Below are 21,295 nucleotides of genomic sequence, written 5' to 3' on the forward strand. Positions count from 1 at the left end.
GTTCGGCGATTTGCACCGAACCTGACTATCACTGTCGGTTTCCACGCTTGAAATCAGCAGTCGCCTGAATTCATGTCAGACGCTGCCCTTTTTCTTGTCAGCCATTGCTTGGGTCGGTGCTCGGATCAGGCAGCGCCGTGCTGGCACCCAGTTTGTTGAGGAAGAATAGATAGACCAGCCCCAGGGCAATCCAGATCAGGCCGAGTTTCTGTGCATCGACGCCCATGTTGTACATGATGGCCGCGACGATGATGAAGCCGATTACCGGGCAGATCAGGTGACGGATCACCTGGCCGGACTTCTGCCGACGCCAGTAATAGTTGATAACGGTCAGGTGCAGCAGCATGAAGCCGCTCAGGGCGCCGAAGTTCACCAGGGAGGTGAGGGTGTCCACCGAGTTGATGAACAGGTAGCAGATCACCAGCGACAGCACCGCCACCAGATAGATGCTCAAGTACGGCGTGTTGTGTTTCGGATGCACCTTGGCCAGCACTTTCGGCAGTTTGCCGTCCCGGGCCATGCCGAACAGCAGGCGCGAAACCGCCGCTTGCGAGGTGATCGCGACGGCTACACCCCAAGCCAGGGCGGTGGCCACGGCGGTCAAGGTTGCCAGCCAGCTGCCGGCGGCGATTTCGGCGATTTCATAGAACGCAGTGTCGGCGCTCTTGAAGCCCAGGCCGGCGGCCAGATCCGTGGCAATCCAGGTCTGCACGACAAAGATCACGCCCATTACCAGCAATGTGATCAGCGCAGCCTTGCCGACGCTACGGCCCGGATCGCCCTTGATCTCTTCGGCGAGGGTGGAAATCGCATCGAAACCGAGGAACGACAGCACGGCAATCGACACTGCTTGCATCAGCAGGGCGAAGTTGAAGGTCTCGGAGTTGTACAGCGGCGCCAGGGTCAGTTGACCATTACCGCCGCCGCTGTGCAGGGCATTCCAGGCGTAGAACAGGAAGATCCCCAGCACCACCAGTTGCGCCAGTAGAAAGACGATGTTCATCCGCGCGGTGAAGGTAATGCCCCGCAGGTTGACGAAGGTGGCGCTGACCAGAAAGGCCAGGATGAAGCCGACTTTCGGGATATCCGGGTACAAATGATTCAGCGCCATCGCCGCGTAGACGTAGAGCAGCGGCGGAATCAGCAAATAATCGAGCAGCATCAGCCAACCGGCGATAAACCCGACATGCGGGTTGAGGCCGCGTTGTGCGTAGGAATACACCGAGCCTGCAATCGGAAAAGCCCGGGCCATGCTGCCGTAACTGAGGGCGGTGAACAGCATCGCCACCATGCCGATGATGTAGGCCAGCGGCACCATCCCTGGGGCTTCGGCGTTGACGTAACCATAGACGCCGAACGGGGCGATGGGGATCATGAAGATCATCCCGTACACCACCAGGTCCGTCAGCGACAGGCTACGTTTCAACTCTTGCTTGTAGCCGAATTCTTCTATTTCCATGAAGCCCTTCTCCTTGACTTGAAAGCAGCTGCACGCTGCGAGTTTGAAGCGATTGCTCTACAGCAGTGGCGCCAGATAATCGGTCCAGCGACCGATGTTTTCGGGTGTGCGCAGCAGATCGTTGCGCACCTCGATCAACACCGACTCCAGCCCTCGTGCATCGCCGTGAACCGGCACGGTCATGTCGCCCAGCGGATCGACTTTGTAAGGCTGATTGCCGGCGACTTTCAAGGGATGCCGACTCAACCCGTCGATCACTCGCTGGGCGTACTCCCCAGCCTGCCCATACAACACGCCGACTTCCAGCGGTCGCGGCTGGCCGTAATATATCGGCGTGAAACTGTGAATCCCCACCACGCGAACCGGTCGACCTTGCGCCACACGGGCGTCGATCAAGGTTTGCAGACGTGCATGAAAGGGCGTGAACAGGCAGTGCCGGCGGTATTCACGTGTGGCCTCGTCCAGATCCCGATTACCCGGCACCTGATAAATTTCGCTCTGCAACGGAATGCTGTCCGGCGCATGACGTGGGCGGTTGAGGTCGATTAGCAGCCGTGAATAGTTGGCTGCCAACAGGGTCGCGCCCAGTGCTTCGGACAATCCCTCGGCCAGCGCCAGGGCGCCGATGTCCCAGGCGATGTGTTCGCGGGCGGCTTCATGGCTCAAGCCCAGGTCATTCAACCCGGCCGGGATAAAACGACTGGCGTGTTCACACACCAGAATCAGCGGGTGCTCGGAGGCTTCCCGGCTCAGGGTGTACGCAGGCTGGGTGTAGAGGCCCAGCTCGGCAGACTCAGTACAGGCGCGCATAGTGCTCACACAGATCGGCGGGCGAGAGCTGTTCCGTCAGCCTCAGTTCCTCGGTTTTAAGGGCGAACCAGGTGTCCAGCAAGGCGCTCGGCAGGGCTTCGATCAGCGCCTCGCTGTTGCGCAGGCATTCCAGGGCCTGGGACAGGGACGCGGGCAGGGCGACGATGCCGCGGGCCTGGCGTTGCTCTTCGTTCAGCGAATCGGGGACTTCATTGGTGATCGCGTTCAGGGCCAGGCGCTGCTCGATGCCCAGGCGCCCGGCGATCAGCAACGCGGCCATGGCCAGATGCGGCGAGGCGGTGGCGTCCATGGCGCGAAATTCCAGGTTGTACTGCGCCGCCACGGGTTTGCCGCCCAGGCTCACGGTCGGGCAAATCCGCAGCGCCGCTTCGCGGTTGCGTTGGCCGAGGCAGGCGTAGGAAGCGCTCCAGTGATGAGGCTGCAAGCGTTCGTAGGAAACCGGTGTCGGCGCGGTAAAGGCGCAGAGCGCCGGCAAATAATGCAGAACGCCGGCGGCCCAATGCTGGCCGAGGGTCGACAGACAGTTGGTGGTGCCGGCGTCGTACATCACCGGGTGGCCGGCCAGGTCCTGCAGGCTCACGTGCAGATGCACGCCATTGCACACCGCCTGCTCGGAGGTCTTGGGCGCGAAGCTCAGGTCCAGGCCCATTTGCCGGGCGATCTCACGAGTGATCTCACGCACGTTCACTGCGCGGTCGGCGGCGGCGACGCCGAGGGCGGGGCGGCAGGTGATTTCGTATTGGTGCTTGCCGTATTCCGGCAGGAACATCTCCGGCTCCACACCGCCGGCACGCAGTGCACTGAGCAACCAGCCGCCGAACTCGGCGCCTTGGCGCTGCGCCTCAAGAGAGAACGCCAGATGCTCAGCCGCGCCGCTGCCGAGGTTGAATTCATGTTCGAACGCGGCGTTGATCTGCAGTCCCAATTCGCCGCGATAACGCTCCACCTCGTTGCGCAACAGCGTGCGCGGGCAGGCGCCCCACGGGCGGCCATCGGTTTCGCGAATGTCGCCGTGAATGAAGTCCAGCGCCGGGGCATTGGCGTCCGGGCCGTTGTTGACGGTCACGCGGCTGCTCATGTCGGGGATCAGCCGCAAGTCGCCATAAGCGCCCCATGGATTGCTGGAGGCAATGATGTCTTGCGGGGTCAGGGCGCTGTTGGCCGGCACCCAGCCGCAGCCCGCCACTTGATAGGCCTCGAGTTCGTCGGTGGGAAAGGAACGGCCGCGGGTCACGCCGATCAGGTCGGTGGTGACAATGGTGGTCATGGGTAACGGCGACAGGCGAGCGCTCATGGCTGCATTTCCTGCAACCGGCCGAGCACGGTCCGGGTGTCGGTGATCCAGCAGTAGCCCTTGATGGCGTTCAGGCAGGCGTAATGCCGTTGTTCGGTGTAGGTGGCGCAGGCATCTTCGACCAGCGTCACCAGGTAACCGCGGTCGGCGGCGTCACGCACGGCCATGTCGACGCACTGGTCGGTGACGATGCCGGCGATGATCAGGTGTCGGGTTTCCAGGTTGCGCAGCACGTAATCGATGTTGGTGGAATTGAAGACCCCGGAAGAGGTCTTGGGCAGCACGATTTCGTTTTCGATCGGCGTCAGGTCATCGATGATTCGCGCTTGCGGGCTGCCCTTGGGCAGGTGCATGTCCGAGAGTTTGTGATCCAGCGAACGATCGCGACCATCGGCGGTGAGGCTTTCGATGAGCGTGTGCAGCACGTTTTGTCGTGCATGACGAAAGGCACTGAGCAATCGGCGTTGATTGGACACCACTTGCATGTGGGCGCGGGTCAGAAAGTATTCGGCATCCGGCCCGTTGAGGTGCGCGTCGAACTGCGGCTCAAGCCAGGCACGCTGCATGTCCACCAGCAACAGTGCGGTGTGGTCGGTGGCAAACGGCAAATCCCGGGGCGAGTGGTGGGGGAGCGTGAACATCCTTATTTTTCCTCCAGCAGGTGAGTGTCGAAGTCGTTGCGCAGGGCATCGATGCCTTCCAGGCGATCGGCCAGATCGGGGCTGCGCAGTGACAGGCAGGCAACCAGTGCTTCAACCTGAGCCAGCGCCGGAACCATCGAGTCGAAGGCCGACGCCGATTCCACCGGGGCACTGATGATCAGGTCGGCCATTTCTCGTAGCGGTGACGCGTAGATGTCGGTGAACAGCACGACCCGCGCATGTCGGCTCTTCGCCGCATTGGCGACCCGCAGGGCTTGGGACTGGTAGCGGCGATAGTCGAACACCAGCACCACGTCCTGACGCTGCACGTCGAACAGCCGGTCCGGCAATTGCGCGTTGTCTTCCAGGGCAAAACAGCCGGGCCGCAACAGGCGCAGATGGTTGAGTAAATAGTTGGCGAGGAAACTGCTGAAGCGGCCGCCGAAGCAATGGACCTGATGGCGGGTGTCGAGCAGCCATTCCACCAGAATCCGTACATCTTCGGGTTGGGTCAGCGCCTGGGTCTCGATCAATGCCTGATGGCTGTTCGCCAGATAGTGGCTCCAGGGGTCATCTTTTTTGAGATGGGAGCGGGGTTGCAACAGGGTACTGGGAGAGCGCAAGCGGTCATCCATGTCGCTGAGCAAGGCTTCCTGAAAGTCGGCATAACCGCTGAAACCAAGCTTCTTTACCAGCCGCACGATGGTCGGATCGCTGACACCGGCATGTTCGGCCAGACGTGACATCGGGCCCAGCCCGTTACGCGGGTATTGATCCAGCAAGGCACGTATGACTTTGCGTTCCGACGGCGTAAGTTCCAGGCCGGGATCGGTGATCAGGTCTCTGAGAGAGGGCATCCGGGCTCCTGCTGGATGGGTGTGTCTGTTTTGTTTCATAAATTGATAAAACAGTATTTGTGTAACGTGTGCTACATGTCTAGTGAATTTTTGCGCGGATTTTAAAGGCCCAAGAATAGAGCGAACCCCCCGTGCGCCACGTGCTACACGGATATCGACTGGCTTTGTAGGACATCGCTCATGGATGTGTGAGATATCGACCCTGCTCAGGGATAAAATGGGCAAGTTAAGCCGTCACTCGGTCTGTAGCAGCTGCTACGTGGAATGCGTTCTGAGCGTATTTCTTGCGGCACAATGAGCCGGTTGTTAGTGGCACTTTCCATCCTATCCAGAGAGATTCTTCCGTGCAGGCGACCCGTTTGACCCTGATGTGCCACGCTCGAACCGTCGCACAAAAATTGGCGCGTTTTCCTACGAATGAGCCGTTGGAAATGGATTGGCAATCGGCGAAGGGTTCGCGTTGCCGCCAGTTCAAGGGCATCCCCCGTTTGCTCTGTGGCCCGGAACTGCGGACCCGGCAAACCGCTGAGCTGTTTGGCCATGACGTGGAGATCGTCACGGCACTGGCAGATTGCGATTTCGGACGCTGGAAAGGCACGTCGATCGACGACCTGCAAACCTCCGAACCGGAGGCACTCCAGGTCTGGCTCAATGAACCGACCTCGGCACCCCACGGTGGAGAATCGGTGGCGCAACTCGGTGAACGGGTGGCTGCGTGGTTGAATAGCCTTGAGGCGACGCCGGGGCATATCGTTGCCATCACCCATCCTTTTGTCATCCGCGCCGCCCTGATGCAGGTGTTGCAGGGCGCGGCGTTCAACCAGATCGACGTCGAACCGCTGTCGGCCATCGAGTTGCGATTCAACGGTCGCTGGCGGCTACGTTTGATGGGCACGGAACCTGAGGGCACATGCTGATGAAAAAACTTCTGGTCATCGGTGTCGGCGCCGGCAACCCCGACTACATCACGATGCAGGCGGTGAAGGCGTTGAACCGCGTCGATGTGTTTTTCCTCATGGACAAGGGCCAGAGCAAAGACAAACTGATCGACCTGCGCCGCGAGCTCTGTGAGCGCTACATCACTGATCGCGACTACCGCTTCGTTGAAGCACATAGCCCTGAGCGGGAGCGCGGGGATGTGGACTACAAGACCAGCGTCGAAGATCTGAACCGCGCCAAGCAGCAGACCTTCGAGCGGTTGATCAACGAGGAAATGACTGACAATCAGTGCGGCGGTTTTCTGGTGTGGGGCGATCCCGCGTTGTACGACAGCACCATTCGGATTCTGCAGGCGATTCTGGCGTCAGGTCGGTGTGTGTTCGAGTTCGAAGTCATCCCCGGGATCACCAGCGTGCAGGCGCTGGCGGCGCAACATAAGGTGCCGCTGAATCGCATCGGCCGCTCGATTGAAATCACCACCGGCCGGCGGTTGGCGGCCGGGCAGGTGAGTGACGCCGACAGCCTGGTGGTGATGCTGGATGCACAAGATGCCTACCATCAGGTGGCCGATCAGGAGACGGAGATTTACTGGGGGGCTTACCTGGGGACGCCGGATGAAATTTTGATCAGCGGCAAACTCAAGGATGTCGCGGATGAGATTGAACGGGTGCGTAAGGCGGCGCGGCTGGCGCATGGGTGGATTATGGATACCTATCTGCTGCGTAAGCCTTGAGGGTTTCGGTGGTTGGGCTGGCGCCTTCGCGAGCAAGCCCGCTCCCACACTGAATCTCTATTGAGCACAACATTTGTGCACGACGCAGACCCAATGTGGGAGCGGGCTTGCTCGCGAAGAGGCCCTCAAAAACACCTCAAAAAATCGCCTTTACCTCTCGCCCAAACCGCTCCCGATACACCGACGGCGGCACGCCGACCACGCTGCGAAACGCCACGCGGAAACTCTCCACCGAACGATAACCACAGTGCTGGGCAATCTGCTCGGTGTTCTGGCAGGTGCTCTCCAGCAATTCGCGTGCCCGGGCCAGGCGCTCATGTTGCAACCAGGCCTTGGGCGGCATTCCGCTGGCTTCGGTGAACCGCCGCAGGAACGTGCGTTCACTCATGGCCGCTTCGCTGGCCAGGTCGCGAACTTCCAGCGGTTCGTGCAGACGTTCCCGCGCCCACTGCATGACCCGCGACAGATCGCTGCGTGGCGTGGGGCTGACCGGTGACGGAATGAACTGCGCCTGACCGCCGGTGCGTTGCGGCGACATCACCAAGCGCCGCGCCACCGAGTTGGCTACCTGAGTGCCGAAATCCCGCGCGACCAGGTGCAGGCAGGCATCAATGCCGGCGGCGCTGCCGGCCGAGGTGATCAATTGCCCGGAATCGACATACAGCACGTCCGGGTCCACCTGTATGTCCGGAAAACGCTCGGCCAGTTCAGCGGTGTAGCGCCAATGCGTCGTGGCGCCGTGACCGTCGAGCAAACCGGTGGCCGCCAGTACAAATACCCCGGAACAGATCGACAGCAATCGCGCGCCCCGGGCATGGGCCTGGCGCAGGGCGGCGAGCAAGGGTGCAGGCACCGCCGCGCTGCGGTCGCGCCAGCCGGGGATGATGATAGTCCGCGCCTCTTCCAGCAGTTCCATCCCGCCGTCGGCCAGCACCTGAATGCCGCCCATGGCGCGCATCGGCCCTTGGTCGACGGCAACGATTCGATGTTCATACCAAGGGAAATCGAACTCCGGTCGCGCCAGGCCGAAGATCTCCACGGCAATGCCGAATTCAAAAGTGCATAGGCCGTCATAGGCCAGAATCGCGACCAATCCAGGGGTGGGCTGCATTTGGCGGAAAATTCCCGGTGAGTGTCTTGTGCGCCACTGTAGCGGCAAGCGCGGGGCAGATAAAGTCTTCCCACACCCACCGAGACTTTGGAGTACAGCCCATGCCCAGCCTGGTTCGCGAAATTCCCGCCGCCCCATCTGCCATCGCCCTGATGCATTTCAGCAACCGTCTGACCTTCGAGACCGATTGTTCCGACGTCTACGGCAGCCAACAGGCCGGCGAGGTCGATTTTGTCCTGGTCGACGTGCGCGGACCGTTGGCGTTCGAACGTGGACATGTGCCGGGCGCGATCAACATTCCGGGGCGACTGATCACGGCTGATGGCTTGGCGGGTTATTCGACATCCACGCTGTTCGTGGTCTATTGCGCAGGGCCCCACTGCAACGGCGCCAACAAGGCCGCGGTGAAACTGGCGGCGTTGGGTTACCCGGTCAAGGAAATGATCGGCGGGGTGACCGGGTGGTTGGATGAAGGGTTTGAATTGAGTGTTGCGGTGCAACGGCCAGTCAGTACCGTGATCGGCTGCGAATGTTGATGTAGCCGAAAAGATCGCAGGCTTCGCCAGCTCCTACATTGATCGAGGGCACCGGTGAAATCACGGCAGTACGTCTTCTGTAGGAGCTGGCGAAGGCTGCGATCTTTTGATCTTGATTCAAACCGCTGTCCGCGCCGCCCACCATTGGTCGAGCGTCCCCTGCAACCAGTCATTGACGGCTGCATAGGCGGCGCTGTCCTGTGACTCCCGAGGCAACGGCGATTCCTCGGCAAAGTGCTCATTGAGGGTCGCCACCGATTCAGCATTCCACTCCGGGTGGAACTGCAACCCCACCCGAGTCGCCCCGACGCGGTACATCTGCTGCTCACACACGTCACTGCTGGCCAGCAATTGCGCATCCGCTGGCAGATCGATCGCGTCTTCGTGCCATTCCAGCACCTTCAGCGTCTGGCCATCCGCAAAGGTCACGGTCGTCCAGCCAGTTTCGGTGCGAGCCATGCGCCGCACATTCCCACCCAGGCTCAACGCCAGCAATTGCGCGCCCAGACAAATCGCAAACACCGCCGCGCCCTGAGCCAGACTCCCCGCCAGCCACTGACGCTCCGCTTCCAGCCACGTCGGCCCGGCGTTGGATTCATAAGGCCCGCCCAACAGGATCGCGGGTGCCGCGCTCACCGGCGGCAACTGGCTGAGGTCGGCGCGAAACACGTTCAGCGTAATGCCACGGGCCCGAGCCCATTCGGCAATGGCGCCAGGACCTTCGGCAGGATGGTGCTGGATCAGGTTCAATGCGGGCATCACGCTTCTCTTCCGGGGATGGGGTGGCGGGATCAATGTGCGGCAAAAAAAGCTTCATCGCCAGTGCGACTGTTCGGTCGGAGCACACCCTAAACCGCGTAGGTTTTGTCTGAAGTAAAGGATTGTCCTACAGCCTTTGCACCACCGTGGCGCACGCTTCAAGTACCTTGAATCCCTCGGCTGTTTTTCTATAAGTATTTGTCGCTTAAACACAATTTGCCCTCCTGAAGCCGCTCTAGACTGCCGGCCACTTCGGTCTTCACTCACCGAAATCTGCCAATAAAAACCTCCGCACACAGGAGTAATAAATGAACAAACTAGTGATGTTCGGTGCCCTGGCACTGTCGATGTTGTCCCTGACCGCCGTGGCCGAAGACGCCAAGCCGATTCGCCTCGGTATTGAAGCCGGTTACCCGCCATTTTCGATGAAAACCCCTGACGGCAAACTCACCGGTTTCGATGTGGACATCGGCGATGCGTTGTGTGAGCAGATGAAGGTGAAGTGCACCTGGGTCGAGCAAGAGTTCGATGGCCTGATCCCGGCCCTGAAGGTCAAGAAAATCGACGCGATCCTGTCGTCCATGACCATCACCGACGATCGCAAGAAGAACGTCGATTTCACCATCAAGTACTACCACACCCCGGCGCGCTTCGTGATGAAGGAAGGCACCGACGTCAAGGATCCGCTGACCGAGCTCAAAGGCAAGAAAGTCGGTGTGCTGCGCGCCAGTACCCACGACCGCTTCGCCACTGAAGTACTGGTGCCGGCCGGCATCAACCTGGTGCGGTACGGTTCCCAGCAGGAAGCCAACCTGGACATGGTCGCCGGTCGCCTCGACGCGATGCTGGCCGACTCGGTCAACCTGGACGAAGGTTTCCTGAAAACCGACGCCGGTAAAGGCTTCGCCTTCGTAGGCCCGACCTATGAAGACGCCAAGTACTTCGGCGGCGGTGCCGGCATCGCCGTGCGCAAGGGTGATAAAGAGCTGGCGGACAAATTCAACACCGCCATCACCGAAATCCGCGCCAACGGCAAGTACAAGCAAGTGCAGGACAAGTACTTCACTTTTGACGTGTACGGCCATTAATACGCCGTAGAAAAAAGTGGCCACTGTAGACGCGGTGGCCACTTTTTTTATGCTCTCACTATTGAGATGAGAAACCTGTGGGAGCGAGCCTGCTCGCGATGGCGGCTTCAGCAACACCTGAAATGCCCCAGCATGCTTCACAGTGTTAGGCTTTGCCCCGAATCCTGCGCTCTGTGAAGGAAGGTTTATGTTGAAGTTGCTCGCTCTGCTCACGCTCCTGGCGTCCACCGCCGTCCACGCTCAAACCCCGCTGCACACCGATCTGCCGCTCAAGTACCTGGAGCAGGCCCATGCTGAATCCCGCAACCAGCCTCTGGTGATTTTCCTGCACGGTTACGGCAGTAACGAGCAGGACCTGTTCGACATCAAGGATCAATTGCCGCCCCAGTACAACTACCTGTCGGTGCGGGCGCCGATGACGTTGGAGGAGGGCAGTTACCAGTGGTTTCGCCAGAAGGGCGAGGGCGCCTACGACGGTGAGACGGCCGACCTGAAGGCCAGCGGCCAGGTGTTGAGGGATTTTGTCGCACAAGCGGCGAAGAAATATCACACCGAAGCGGACAAGGTATTGCTGGTGGGTTTCAGCCAGGGCGCGATGATTTCCTACGAGGTCGCGTTGCGTCATCCCGACGCAGTGGGTGGAATTGCGGCACTGAGCGGGCGCGTTCTGCCGGTGCTCAGATCCGAACTCAAACCGTATGAAAAGCGCCAGCAGCTGGCGATTTTCATCGGTCATGGCACCGCCGACACACTCCTGCCCTACAACGACGGTACAGAGGCCGACAGCCTGTTGCAGCGCCTGTCACTCAAGCCCGAGTTTCATGCCTATCCGGGTGTCGGTCACAGCATCAGCGCCACCGAGGTGAAGGATTTGAGCGCCTGGTTGCAGCGGCTCAATCCCTGAATCGGTCGGGTTTATTTGCCGCTGACGATTTGTTTCACCAGCGTTTCGTGGCCGGTTTTGTCGTTGGGGCGGGAAATGATCTGAACGATGGCCATGCGCGTGCCGGAAGCAGCCATCAACGTGCTGTCCAGCGTCATGCCGCCGCCCTGGGTGGCGGTGCTGTCGATCTGCCGAAGGCCCAGGCCCGTGCCTTTCTGAGTCAGGCTTTTTTCGCTGGTTTTGTTGAAATCCGGCAAGGCGTTGCGTTGCTCGGTGGCGAACGCGGACACGGTGTTGTCGAGGAATTCACCGTCGTTGTCCTTGACGTTGACGCCGCCGGGGATGGTGTTTTCAGCGGCGATCACCACGGTTTTGGTGGTCTGGTTGGTGTACATCGTACCCGTCGCCCCAGCAGTGCCGGTGGCCGCATCGCCGGCTGGCAGCGGGTTGGCGATGAAACCCTTGGGCAGGGTGAAGGTGAACTTGCCGCCGAGCATCGAGACCTTCTGGGCCGGCGCTTTGTCGCCGGCAGTGGCCTTGGCCGCCTGCGCATTCAAGGCACCCAGGCTGGTAGCCGCCATCAGCAGCAGAACAACGGCTTTTTTACTCAACAATGACATTCAAACTCTCCAGGGGATGATCCGCGCTTTGACGGCGATCATCCCATGGAGGTCAGGAAGCACTCCAGCGCGAATGTGCTGACTGGTTACGCAGTACTGGCGAATGAGTTGGTTGTGGCGAGGGGGCAAGCGCTCTCTCAAGCATCCACCGGCCACGTCCCACGCCGCACCATCTCCCTGACCCGATCGGCACCGTTGGCGCGCACCAGCAGTTCCATGCGGGCTTTTTCGATGTCTTCGGCGCTCCACTTCTCCGTGGCCATGGTGGCTTTTTCATGAGACCAGCCGTTGTCGTAGTGGCGGACTACGTATTGCTGCTGGTATTCCCACATTTCAGTGCCCGGAATCGGCGTGACGATAAAGGGATTGGCATAAGCCATACCTGCGCCCATCAGGTTGACGGCGTAGTCGATGGTATTACTGATCTGCCCCAGGCTTTCAATGAACGGTTGCTCACCGGCCGAAGCAGGCGGGTTGACGAAACCGAGCATGAACCCACCGGTGACCTGAATCCCGCTCTTCCAGATCCTGCCGGGCCGGGACAATGCTCAAGTAGCTGGATTTGCGTGTCGGGCGAACCAACTGGCCGCTGTAGTTGCGGTAGGCAATACCCGGTACCGCGTCAACATTGCCGGCGTCATGGGTGAGGGCGTCGAGCAACAGGGTGAAGGCACGATCGGCTTCGTTGATCAGCGTGAAATCGAAGGGCGAGTCGAGCAAGACGTTCTGCCAGTCGCCGCTCGAATGCGCGCCACCGGTGACCAGCAGCAAGTCGGGGTCGATGGATTTCACCAGATCGGCCAGCGCCCGTGCGTTGCCCCACTGCACGGTGTAGTTGCACTGGATGCCGACGATGTCCGGCTGGGCGTCTTCGATGATCTTGCGCATCTGCGCGTCGGTGAGGCCATAGCGGATCAAGTGGCCCTGATCGACTGCCACCAGTGGGCAGTTGGCACGACGGCGAATGCCGCTGCGGCTCGATTTCAGTGAAGGCAGCCCCAGGTGCTGGAGTGCAGGTCGATTGGGGGCCACGCTAAAAACGTGGCAGGTCGCGTTCAATCCTTACTGTTCCTTCAGAGGCAATCAGGTCCATCTCCACAGCTCCTTTACAACATTGATGTCAGGCTTTGGGCTGGCCTGTTCGCGAGGTTGCGATAACGGCGCCGACGATAATCAGCAGGGCGGGAATAATCAGGAACGGGCTGGCATGGCTTTGCCCGATGGCCACCAACAGCAGGGTCGAGATCAGTGGCGCGAGGTACGACAGTGCGCCGAGCATCGACAGGCTGCCGTGCTTGGTCGCGTGATCCCAGGCAAAAAACGCCAGCCCCACTGGCCCCAGGCCGAGGCCGACGATGGCCGCCCATTGGCCGGAGTCGGGGGTGACCGAGGTCTCAAACGCCAGATGACAGACCAGACCTGCCACCGCGACCAGGCCGCAGATGCCGCCGATGATGCTGCTTGGCACTTCGTTGAAGCGCCGGTTGATGACCGAGTAGGACGACCAGACCAACGCGCAGGCGAACGCGGCCAGGTAGCCGGCCACCGGCATGTCGGCGACTTCCGCCGAAGCACGCTGCTGCATGATGAATGCGGTCCCGGCCAGCCCCAGCAGCGCACCGAGCAGTTGGCGTTTGCGTAGCTGTTCACCGGCGGTGAAGGCCGAGAGCAGCACAATCAGCAGCGGCCACAAGTAGGCGATCAGGCTGGCCTCGGCGGCTGGAGCGGCTTTGAGGGCGAAAAAATACAGCGCGTGGTAGGCGAAGATCCCGAGAAAACCGACCGCCCAGACCGACAAGGGCTGGTTCCAGCTGCGAAACCCTGCCACACCGCGTCGCCCGAGAATGCACAGACTCGCCACAAACGCGACGCCGAAGCTCAGGGTCAGCAACTGAAAGGGGGGAATGCCTTCAGTAAGGGTGGTCAATAATGCCAGGCAGGACCATAGAAACACTGCGATCACACCGACGGCAGTGGCGGATGTCGCGGTCTTGGCGGACCCAAGTGTTTTGGTTGTCTGCGTCGCTTCGCTCATCTGTGCCTCGTCTGATTCTTCATGTCAGTGAGGCGATGATAGAAAGGTCTGGTGGGGAGGGTATTGACGCAAACTGCTGAAGATTTGTTCAGGCCTGCCGGATTCACGCCAAGCGTGAACTTCTGCGGACGGCGGCCGGGGTGAGGTCACGGTGCTTTTTCAGCGCATGGGTGAGGGCACTCTGATCGGCATAGCCGACCCGATGAGCGATTTCGGTGATCGACAGCGCGGTCTCGCAAAGCAGCTCGATGGCTCTGTTCAGGCGCAAGCTCGCAATGTGCGCGAAAGGTGTGGTCTTCAAGTGCTGATCGAACAACATGTAGAGGCGCCGTTCGCTGGTTCCGGCCACTCGCGCGATGTCCGTGGCGGTGAGCGCGCTGTCCAGGTTGCTTTCGATACAGGCCAGGGCCCGGGCGAGCGTGAACTGGCTGTGATCGGGGATGTTTCTGGAGGGCAGCGTCAGAGAGGACAACAGCAACGTGCTCCAGGATTCGGCCACCTGAGGCGAGCTGATCAGCATCGGCGCGCTGCGGGCGGCGTAATCGAGCAAATGGCGGATTTCCGGGCGCACCGGGAAGAAGAGTTTGTCGACCAGCAGTCTGCTCGACAAATCGATATTCTGCTGCCCGCCGAAAGGCGCCGCTGGCACGTCGAGCACCAAAAAGGTATTAGCCTTCTGCGCCAGAAACGCATGACGCGCACCGGCGGGAATCACCACTCCCTGGCTCCAGTCGACTTTGCCGCCCTGGCCGTCAACCTCGATGTCCATGGCGCCGGACTGCGGTAGCACGACTTGATGGAAGTCGTGATCATGCAGCTCGACCTGACCCGAATACGAACGCAGGGCCAGTGAAACCGATGGGCTATCGTTGCTGCTCATTACGCCTCTCCGTTGGCTGAAGTTCGCATCATGCCTGAGTCACCGAACTCTGTGCCACCCTCGCAATCGTTCAAGAAAAACGGCCTCTTCATAGGGAAAGGACGGGACGCATCATGCCGTAATGCCTGCGGTTTTTGCCGGCGTGATGTCTAACCGCTGAAAAGCCAAGGCTATCCATTCATCTTGCGCAGCTTTCGTGTTCCTGGTGCATTGTTTCCAGATCGCAAAAGCAAGCGTTTCGTGATCAACAACATTCCCATCGATACTCCCACGCCCAAAACAAACCCCTGCCACCCAAACTGCGGCAGCGCAAGCGCCAACACCAGACAAAACGCCGCAAACGAATACATCCCCGTCGCCGTCGCCCTGAGCAACACCGCAGTAAAAGCAGGCCCGCGAGTCTGCTGGGAAAACACCGCCATCACACTGCCCAGCACCGGGAATACCGCGAGCAGCCCGCTCCAGCGTTCGCCGACGGTGTTGGCCAGCAACGTCACAGCCAATGTGAGCAGGGCGCCGGCCATCATGCGCAGCAACAGTTTGTCGGACTTCGGCGTCGGGCCTGAAACGATAGGTTGCACCGAGGGAAACAGGTACGGCGCGGCCAGTAATGCGGTGGCGGCCGCGATTACCGAGAACACCAGAGACGGCGGAATCAGCGACAGCACAATAGCCGCCAAGGCCCAGACCAACAGCGAAATCGTCAGCGCCCACGGCCAGCTCAAGCGTTGTGCAACCTGAGCGTAGGTCACGCAGAAGGCAATCATGGCGAACATTGCCGACAGCGCCGCCGTCGCCGCCTGAGCAGCGAACAGCTGGCCCTGCTCAATGGCGAGGAAGAACAGAATCGGCCCGACCACCACCGGCAACCCCGACAGCCAACCGGCCACGCTTGGGCCCCAGCGTTTTCCAGCCAGGGAAATCATCAACAGAAATCCCGGAATCACCAGCAGTTTGAGCATCAGCACCCACGCGTCTCCATTCGGTGTGAGCCGGCCACGTTAGCATTGCGGGCGATGGATTGCTCAGGACGGTTTCTGAGTCGGGAGGTGTCTTGTCTGCCCGGGCCTCTTCGCGAGCAAGCCCGCTCCCACATTAGAACTGTGCCGATCACAAAATTTGTGATCAACCTCGATCAACTGTGGGAGCGGGCTTGCTCGCGAAGAACGATTACGCGGTCTCCCGCCCAAACACCTCGACCAGATAATCGATAAACACCCGGGTCTTGGCCGGCATCAACGTGCGGCTCGGGTAATACAGCGAAATCGGCCCCGCGTCGGCATGCCAATCCGGTAGCAAGCGCACCAGTTCGCCACGCTCAATATTAGCGGCGACATCCGGCAACACCAGTAGCGTCACACCGAGGCCGAGCAGGGCCGCTTCACGCATGGCGGCCGGGTCATTGAGCACGATGTTTTCACTCAGCTCGGCACTTGCTTCATTGCCCGTGCCATCGCGCATGACCCAATTACGCACTCGCCCGGTGCGAATGCCACGCATCACAATCCCATTGTATCGAGCCAGGTCCGCCGGGCTGTCGGGCGGCGTGCGTCCGGCCATGTATGCCGGTGAAGCCACTGCGACCACATGCGCCGCCGCCAACGTCCGCGAGATGACCCCGGGCGTCAGTTCGAAACCACCACCGATAGCTGCGTCATACCCTTCGGCAATCAGGTCCACCTGGCGGTTTTCGAAGTGCCATTCGGGGCGAATCAGCGGATAGCGCGCCAGAAAATCCGGCAACAATGGCAATACATGGCCGATGCCAAAAGTCGGCGCCAGGCTGACTTTGAGCACGCCCGCCGGCTCCCCGCGATCACTGGACACCGCACTGATCGCCGCCTGCAACCCTTGCAGATTGCCGCTGATACTCGCCAGAAAACGCTCCCCGGCTTCGGTCAGTGACAACTTGCGGGTCGAGCGCTGGAATAGCCGCACACCGATGTTGCGTTCGAGCATCGCCACGTTGCGGCTGACAGCGGCGGGTGTCAGTGCGAGCAGCCGTGCGGCGGCGGAGAAGCTGCCGGTTTCGGCGCTACGCACGAAAGATTCGAGGTTGGCGAGGGTTTCCATTCCAGACACCTGATAGTAATACTTGAAGATAATTCAAGTTATTACCGTCTAATCAAGTCGTAATGGCAAGTGCAGTATTCACTCCATCAACCCACCACGGAGTGAACACCATGAGCACAATCGGAATCATCGGCGCTGGCGCCATCGGCACAGCCTTCGCCAAAGCGTTATCCCGTCAGGGCATTGAAATCGTTATCGCCAACAGCCGAGGTCCGCAAACCCTGGCCTCACTGGTAGCAGAACTCGGGCCGACAGCGCGGGCCGGCACCCGTGAAGAAGCGGCTGCACAGCCGATTGTTTTGGTGGCGGTGAATTGGTCGAAGTTACCGACGGCACTGGCCGGGCTGCCAGATTTCGGCGGGCGGATTGTGATCGATGCGAACAATTCGATTGAAGCGCCATCGTTCAAAGCGGTGGATTTGCAAGGCCGTCCGTCCAGCGAAGTGTTTGCCGAATGGGTGCCCGGTGCGCGGGTGGTCAAGGCGTTCAATCACCTACAGGCGCATCTGCTTGAGAGCGATCCGAAAGCGGAGGGCGGTCGGCGGGTGCTTTTTCTCTCTGGTGACGATGCCGAGGCCAAGGCACAGGTGGCTACGTTGATCGAGCGGTTGGGGTTCTTTGGAATCGATCTGGGCGAACTGAGTGTCGGGGCGCGGCTGGTGCAGTTTCCGGGCGGACCGTTGCCTGCGTTGAATCTGGTGAAGTTCGCCTGACCCAACGACTATCCCCTGTTTCACAAGTTTCAGTGATGCGCAGGACCCGGTGCGATGTGAATCGCACCGGGTGTTTTGCCAGGCTGCGGCGGTTCTTCGTGGGTCCCCGTGCAGTCTGTTGAACGCTTTATGCCCGTTCGATCGCTAATGCCACGCCCTGACCACCACCGATGCACAGGGTGGCCAGGCCTTTCTTGGCATCGCGCTTGATCATTTCATGCAGCAAGGTCACCAGCACCCGGCAACCTGACGCACCGATCGGGTGGCCCAAGGCAATGGCGCCGCCATTAACGTTGACCTTGTTCAAGTCCCATTCCAGGTCCTTGGCCACGGCCAGAGATTGCGCGGCGAAGGCTTCGTTGGCTTCGATCAGGTCCAGTTGGCCGATGGACCAACCCGCCTTGTCCAGGCAACGGCGAGTGGCCGACACCGGGCCGATGCCCATGATCGCCGGGTCGACGCCCGCGTTGGCGTAAGCGGCGATTTTTGCCAGCACTGGCAAGCCGAGGGCCTTGGCTTTCTCGGCGCTCATCAGAATCACCGCAGCAGCGCCGTCGTTCAGCGAAGAAGCATTACCGGCAGTCACCGAGCCGTCCTTCTTGAAGGCCGCTTTCAGTTTGCCCAGGGAATCGGCGGTGGTGCCGGCCCGAGGCTGTTCATCGGTGGCGAAGGACAGCGGATCGCCCTTGCGCTGCGGGATCAGGATCGGCGTGATTTCATCAACGAAACGTCCGGCCTCGATGGCGGCCACGGCTTTCTGCTGCGAGGCGGCAGCGAAGGCGTCCTGCTGCTCACGGGTCAGGCTGTATTTCTCGGCCAGATTCTCGGCGGTGATGCCCATGTGGTAATCGTTGAACGCATCCCACAAACCGTCGCTGATCATCGTGTCGACGATCTGTGCGTGACCCATGCGCAAACCGGTGCGGGCGCCCGGCATGACGTAATTGGCCAGGCTCATGTTTTCCTGGCCGCCGGCGATGATCACTTCGGCATCGCCGCAGCGAATCGCCTGAGCCGCCAGATGCAGCGCTTTCAGGCCCGAGCCGCAGACCTTGTTCAGGGTCATGGCCGGCACGGCGAAGGGCAGGCCGGCCTTGATCGCGGCCTGACGCGCAGGGTTCTGCCCGGCACCGGCAGTCAATACCTGGCCCATGATCACTTCATCGACCTGCGCCGGGTCCAGCCCGGTTTGCGCCAGCAGTTGACGGATCACCGCAGCACCGAGGTCAACCGCGGACACATTGGCCAACGAGCCCTGGAAGCTGCCGATGGCAGTGCGAGTGGCGGCAACAATCACGACTTCTTGCATGGAAGGATTCCTCACTGGGCAGCGAACTGCATTTCCGGGACATGATCAGGCACGATCAGTTTACCAGCGGTCTTGGCGACGATTTCTTCGACGCTGACGCCCGGCGCGCGCTCTTTGAGAATGAACGCACCGTTCTTGATTTCCAGGTAGGCCAGGTCGGTCAGCACGCGTTTGATGCAACCGGCGCCGGTCAGCGGCAGGCTGCAACGCGACAGCAGTTTCGACTCGCCGTCTTTGGAGGCGTGGGTCATGGTGACAATGATGTTGTCCGCACCGGCCACCAGGTCCATCGCGCCGCCCATGCCCTTGACCAGTTTGCCGGGGATCATCCAGGAGGCGATGTTGCCTTCGACGTCCACTTCAAACGCGCCCAGCACGGTCAGGTCGATGTGGCCGCCGCGGATCATCGCGAAGGATTCGGCGGACGAGAAAATCGATGCGCCGATTCGTGCAGTCACGGTTTGCTTGCCGGCGTTGATCATGTCGGCGTCGACTTCGGCGTCGGTCGGAAAGGCGCCCATGCCGAGCAGGCCGTTTTCCGATTGCAGCATGACTTCCATGCCTTCAGGGATGTAGTTGGCGACCAGGGTCGGGATACCGATGCCGAGGTTCACGTAGTAGCCGTCCTGCATTTCGCGGGCGACGCGCTGAGCCATTTGTTCGCGGGAAAGTGCCATTGTTGTTATTCCTTCATTCGGTCCGGGGGCAGGGGATCACTTACGCACGGTGCGCTGTTCGATGCGCTTTTCGAACGTGCCGCAAATGACCCGGTCGACGTAGATGCCAGGGGTGTGGATCTGCGACGGGTCCAGCTCGCCGGGTTCAACGATTTCTTCGACTTCGACCACGGTGATCTTGCCGGCGGTGGCGGCCAGCGGGTTGAAGTTCTGGGCGGTGTGGCGATAGACCACGTTACCGAAATGGTCGGCTTTCCAGCCTTTGACGATGGCGAAGTCACCGGTGATGGACTCTTCCATCAGGTACTGGCGACCCTTGAATTCGCGGACTTCCTTGCCGTCGGCCACCGGAGTACCGACGCCAGTGGCGGTGAAGAACGCCGGGATGCCGGCACCGCCTGCGCGCATTTTCTCGGCGAGGGTGCCTTGAGGGGTCAGGACCACTTCGATTTCGCCGCTCAGCAGTTGCTTTTCGAACAGCGCGTTTTCGCCGACGTAGGAGGCCACCACCTTACGGATCTGCCGGTCCACCAGCAGCACACCGAGGCCGAAACCGTCGACGCCGCAGTTGTTGGAGACCACGGTGAGATCACGTGTGCCGCGGTGCTGGATCTCAGCGATGAGGTTTTCCGGAATCCCGCACAGGCCGAAGCCGCCGGAGATCACGGTCATGCCGTCTTCAAGACCTGCCATTGCTTCCTCGTAGGAATACACGCGCTTGTCGAACCCTGCCATATGCACCTCTTTTATTCTTTGTGGGCGGCTGGCTAGCCGGATGGGGAGGGAGTGTCTCGCCGGAGGATTTATTTGTTAAGTTGATTTTTAAGGTTGATTGATAGATAAAACTCACTAATAGGTAGGGGCTCCCGCAGACTGCGCCTACATTGAATGTGCTTACCGTGGAGACCGTGGTCATGACCGTCAAACAGATCCGCGCATTCCTGGCCGTGGCTCAGAGTTTGAGTTTTGCCGTGGCGTGCGAGCGGCTGCACCTGTCCCAGTCGGCGTTGAGCCTGACCATCAAGGCGCTGGAGGAGGGTTTGGGCGGGCGCCTGTTCACGCGCAATACCCGCAACGTCGCACTGACCGCCGAAGGCGAATCGCTGCTGCCACTGGCCCGTCGATTGATCGCGGACTGGGACAATGCCGAGGATGAACTGCGCCAACGCTTCACCCTCCAGCGCGGCCGCGTGACGCTGGCGGCGATGCCGTCGTTTGCTGGCAATCTGTTGCCACCGATTCTCAAGACCTTTCGCGCGCGCTACCCCAAGGTCAACGTCACGGTGAACGACGTGATCAACGAGCAGGTGCTGGAAATGGTTCGCGACCGTCAGGTGGAATTGGGCGTGGCGTTTGAACCGACCCAGAGCTCGTCGCTGGAATTTACCCCGTTGTACATCGACCGGTTTGTGGCGGTGGTGCCCCTCGATTCACCGCTGGCGGAGCTGGCAGACATCGATTGGCAGACCTTGCTCAAGGAACCGTTCATTACCTTGCAGCGACCATCGACGGTGCGGGTGATGCTCGAAGAGCACTTGCAGGCGCGGGGCATGAAGTTGCCGGTGGAATTTGAAAGTCATCAGTTGGCAACAGTCGGGCGGATGGTGGCCAGCGGATTGGGCGTCAGTGCGGTGCCGGCCTTGTGCGCCGGGCAGATGCGCGAGCTGGGCGCGCGTTGCATTACCTTGCGGGATCCGGTGGTGGAACGGGCGATCGGGGTGCTGACGACAGGGCATGAACTGTCGGCGGCGGCGCAGGCGTTGTTCGATATTCTCAAGGCCGAAAACCTTGGCGAGCGCCTCTCTATGTATTGATCACAGTCCCCTGTGGGAGCGGGCTTGCTCGCGAAGGGGACGG

General features: G+C 60.6%; 24 protein-coding genes. 7 read left to right on the top strand and 17 right to left on the bottom strand.

The window, feature by feature from the left end; translation table 11 throughout:
• Positions 1–97: 97 nt before the first annotated feature.
• Genes IB250_RS06485 through IB250_RS06505 form a run of 5 tightly spaced genes read right to left on the bottom strand, consistent with a single transcriptional unit; the run spans position 98 to position 5,082 of the window.
• Positions 98–1,459, bottom strand: a complete 1,362-nt coding sequence (locus IB250_RS06485) for an APC family permease (RefSeq protein WP_192343459.1) — start codon at positions 1,457–1,459, stop codon at positions 98–100.
• 57 nt (positions 1,460–1,516) lie between these two features.
• The gene (locus IB250_RS06490) at positions 1,517–2,269 is read right to left on the bottom strand and encodes an N-formylglutamate amidohydrolase (RefSeq protein WP_192343460.1); all 753 of its coding nucleotides are present in this window, start codon (positions 2,267–2,269) and stop codon (positions 1,517–1,519) included.
• Entirely contained in the window at positions 2,253–3,584 is a 1,332-nt protein-coding gene (locus tag IB250_RS06495) for a glutamine synthetase family protein (RefSeq protein ID WP_192343461.1), read from the bottom strand. The genes IB250_RS06490 and IB250_RS06495 overlap by 17 nt, the downstream gene beginning before the upstream one ends.
• Positions 3,581–4,225, bottom strand: coding sequence for an isochorismatase family cysteine hydrolase (locus tag IB250_RS06500; protein WP_192343462.1), 645 nt, complete (start codon positions 4,223–4,225; stop codon positions 3,581–3,583). Before IB250_RS06500 ends, IB250_RS06495 begins: the two co-directional genes overlap by 4 nt.
• Before the next feature lie 2 nt (positions 4,226–4,227).
• A complete protein-coding gene (locus IB250_RS06505) occupies positions 4,228–5,082 on the bottom strand; it encodes a MurR/RpiR family transcriptional regulator (protein WP_192343463.1) in 855 nt (284 codons plus the stop codon).
• 344 nt (positions 5,083–5,426) lie between these two features.
• On the opposite strand from IB250_RS06505, the gene IB250_RS06510 reads away from it, so the two are divergent.
• Together IB250_RS06510 and cobF are read left to right on the top strand one after the other, a co-directional pair.
• The gene (locus tag IB250_RS06510) at positions 5,427–5,999 is read left to right on the top strand and encodes a histidine phosphatase family protein (protein WP_192343464.1); all 573 of its coding nucleotides are present in this window, start codon (positions 5,427–5,429) and stop codon (positions 5,997–5,999) included.
• Entirely contained in the window at positions 5,999–6,754 is a 756-nt protein-coding gene (gene cobF / locus IB250_RS06515) for a precorrin-6A synthase (deacetylating) (protein WP_192343465.1), read from the top strand. Before IB250_RS06510 ends, cobF begins: the two co-directional genes overlap by 1 nt.
• Positions 6,755–6,890: 136 nt before the next feature.
• On the opposite strand, the gene ftrA is transcribed toward cobF, so the two are convergent.
• Positions 6,891–7,865 (bottom strand): transcriptional regulator FtrA, encoded by a 975-nt coding sequence (ftrA, locus tag IB250_RS06520; protein ID WP_192343466.1) that lies wholly within the window; start codon positions 7,863–7,865, stop codon positions 6,891–6,893.
• Positions 7,866–7,966: 101 nt separating this feature from the next.
• On the opposite strand from ftrA, the gene IB250_RS06525 reads away from it, so the two are divergent.
• The gene (locus tag IB250_RS06525) at positions 7,967–8,401 is read left to right on the top strand and encodes a rhodanese-like domain-containing protein (RefSeq protein ID WP_192343467.1); all 435 of its coding nucleotides are present in this window, start codon (positions 7,967–7,969) and stop codon (positions 8,399–8,401) included.
• A gap of 117 nt (positions 8,402–8,518) precedes the next feature.
• Here IB250_RS06525 and IB250_RS06530 read toward each other — a convergent pair whose 3' ends face one another.
• Entirely contained in the window at positions 8,519–9,160 is a 642-nt protein-coding gene (locus IB250_RS06530) for a type 1 glutamine amidotransferase (RefSeq protein ID WP_192343468.1), read from the bottom strand.
• Positions 9,161–9,468: 308 nt separating this feature from the next.
• Here IB250_RS06530 and IB250_RS06535 point away from each other — a divergent pair, with 308 nt between their 5' ends.
• A complete protein-coding gene (locus IB250_RS06535) occupies positions 9,469–10,248 on the top strand; it encodes an ABC transporter substrate-binding protein (protein ID WP_192343469.1) in 780 nt (259 codons plus the stop codon).
• 187 nt (positions 10,249–10,435) lie between these two features.
• Positions 10,436–11,152 carry an alpha/beta hydrolase gene (locus tag IB250_RS06540; RefSeq protein ID WP_192343470.1) on the top strand — a complete coding sequence of 239 codons (717 nt, stop codon included), beginning with the start codon at positions 10,436–10,438 and terminating at the stop codon, positions 11,150–11,152.
• An 11-nt stretch (positions 11,153–11,163) separates the two neighbouring features.
• On the opposite strand, the gene IB250_RS06545 is transcribed toward IB250_RS06540, so the two are convergent.
• The 7 genes from IB250_RS06545 to IB250_RS06570 all read right to left on the bottom strand — a co-directional run bounded on the left by IB250_RS06545 (position 11,164) and on the right by IB250_RS06570 (position 16,739).
• Entirely contained in the window at positions 11,164–11,751 is a 588-nt protein-coding gene (locus tag IB250_RS06545; RefSeq protein WP_192343471.1) for a hypothetical protein, read from the bottom strand.
• A gap of 137 nt (positions 11,752–11,888) precedes the next feature.
• Positions 11,889–12,242: a hypothetical protein gene (locus IB250_RS28640; RefSeq protein WP_225603325.1), complete on the bottom strand. Its 354-nt coding sequence runs from the start codon at positions 12,240–12,242 to the stop codon at positions 11,889–11,891.
• Positions 12,205–12,783, bottom strand: a complete 579-nt coding sequence (locus tag IB250_RS28645; RefSeq protein ID WP_318652633.1) for a cobalamin-dependent protein — start codon at positions 12,781–12,783, stop codon at positions 12,205–12,207. The genes IB250_RS28640 and IB250_RS28645 overlap by 38 nt, the downstream gene beginning before the upstream one ends.
• An 88-nt stretch (positions 12,784–12,871) precedes the next feature.
• A complete protein-coding gene (locus tag IB250_RS06555; RefSeq protein ID WP_192343472.1) occupies positions 12,872–13,786 on the bottom strand; it encodes a DMT family transporter in 915 nt (304 codons plus the stop codon).
• Positions 13,787–13,889: 103 nt separating this feature from the next.
• Entirely contained in the window at positions 13,890–14,666 is a 777-nt protein-coding gene (locus IB250_RS06560; protein ID WP_192343473.1) for a helix-turn-helix domain-containing protein, read from the bottom strand.
• Between the two features lie 170 nt (positions 14,667–14,836).
• On the bottom strand, positions 14,837–15,634 hold the full coding sequence (locus IB250_RS06565; RefSeq protein WP_192343474.1) for a hypothetical protein: 798 nt from the start codon (positions 15,632–15,634) through the stop codon (positions 14,837–14,839).
• 202 nt (positions 15,635–15,836) lie between these two features.
• Positions 15,837–16,739, bottom strand: coding sequence for a LysR family transcriptional regulator (locus IB250_RS06570; protein ID WP_192343475.1), 903 nt, complete (start codon positions 16,737–16,739; stop codon positions 15,837–15,839).
• A 110-nt stretch (positions 16,740–16,849) separates the two neighbouring features.
• On the opposite strand from IB250_RS06570, the gene IB250_RS06575 reads away from it, so the two are divergent.
• Positions 16,850–17,452, top strand: a complete 603-nt coding sequence (locus tag IB250_RS06575) for an NADPH-dependent F420 reductase (RefSeq protein ID WP_192343476.1) — start codon at positions 16,850–16,852, stop codon at positions 17,450–17,452.
• A gap of 127 nt (positions 17,453–17,579) precedes the next feature.
• Here the strand turns inward: IB250_RS06575 and IB250_RS06580 are convergent, their stop codons facing one another.
• Genes IB250_RS06580 through IB250_RS06590 form a run of 3 tightly spaced genes read right to left on the bottom strand, consistent with a single transcriptional unit; the run spans position 17,580 to position 20,173 of the window.
• A complete protein-coding gene (locus IB250_RS06580; protein WP_192343477.1) occupies positions 17,580–18,761 on the bottom strand; it encodes an acetyl-CoA C-acetyltransferase in 1,182 nt (393 codons plus the stop codon).
• 11 nt (positions 18,762–18,772) lie between these two features.
• Positions 18,773–19,438 (bottom strand): CoA transferase subunit B, encoded by a 666-nt coding sequence (locus IB250_RS06585; protein WP_063340276.1) that lies wholly within the window; start codon positions 19,436–19,438, stop codon positions 18,773–18,775.
• A gap of 36 nt (positions 19,439–19,474) precedes the next feature.
• On the bottom strand, positions 19,475–20,173 hold the full coding sequence (locus IB250_RS06590) for a CoA transferase subunit A (protein ID WP_007896014.1): 699 nt from the start codon (positions 20,171–20,173) through the stop codon (positions 19,475–19,477).
• A 179-nt stretch (positions 20,174–20,352) separates the two neighbouring features.
• Here IB250_RS06590 and IB250_RS06595 point away from each other — a divergent pair, with 179 nt between their 5' ends.
• A complete protein-coding gene (locus IB250_RS06595) occupies positions 20,353–21,252 on the top strand; it encodes a LysR family transcriptional regulator (RefSeq protein ID WP_192343478.1) in 900 nt (299 codons plus the stop codon).
• Positions 21,253–21,295 lie beyond the last annotated feature (43 nt).

This window comes from Pseudomonas sp. PDM09 (assembly GCF_014852305.1).
Taxonomy (GTDB): Bacteria; Pseudomonadota; Gammaproteobacteria; order Pseudomonadales; family Pseudomonadaceae; genus Aquipseudomonas.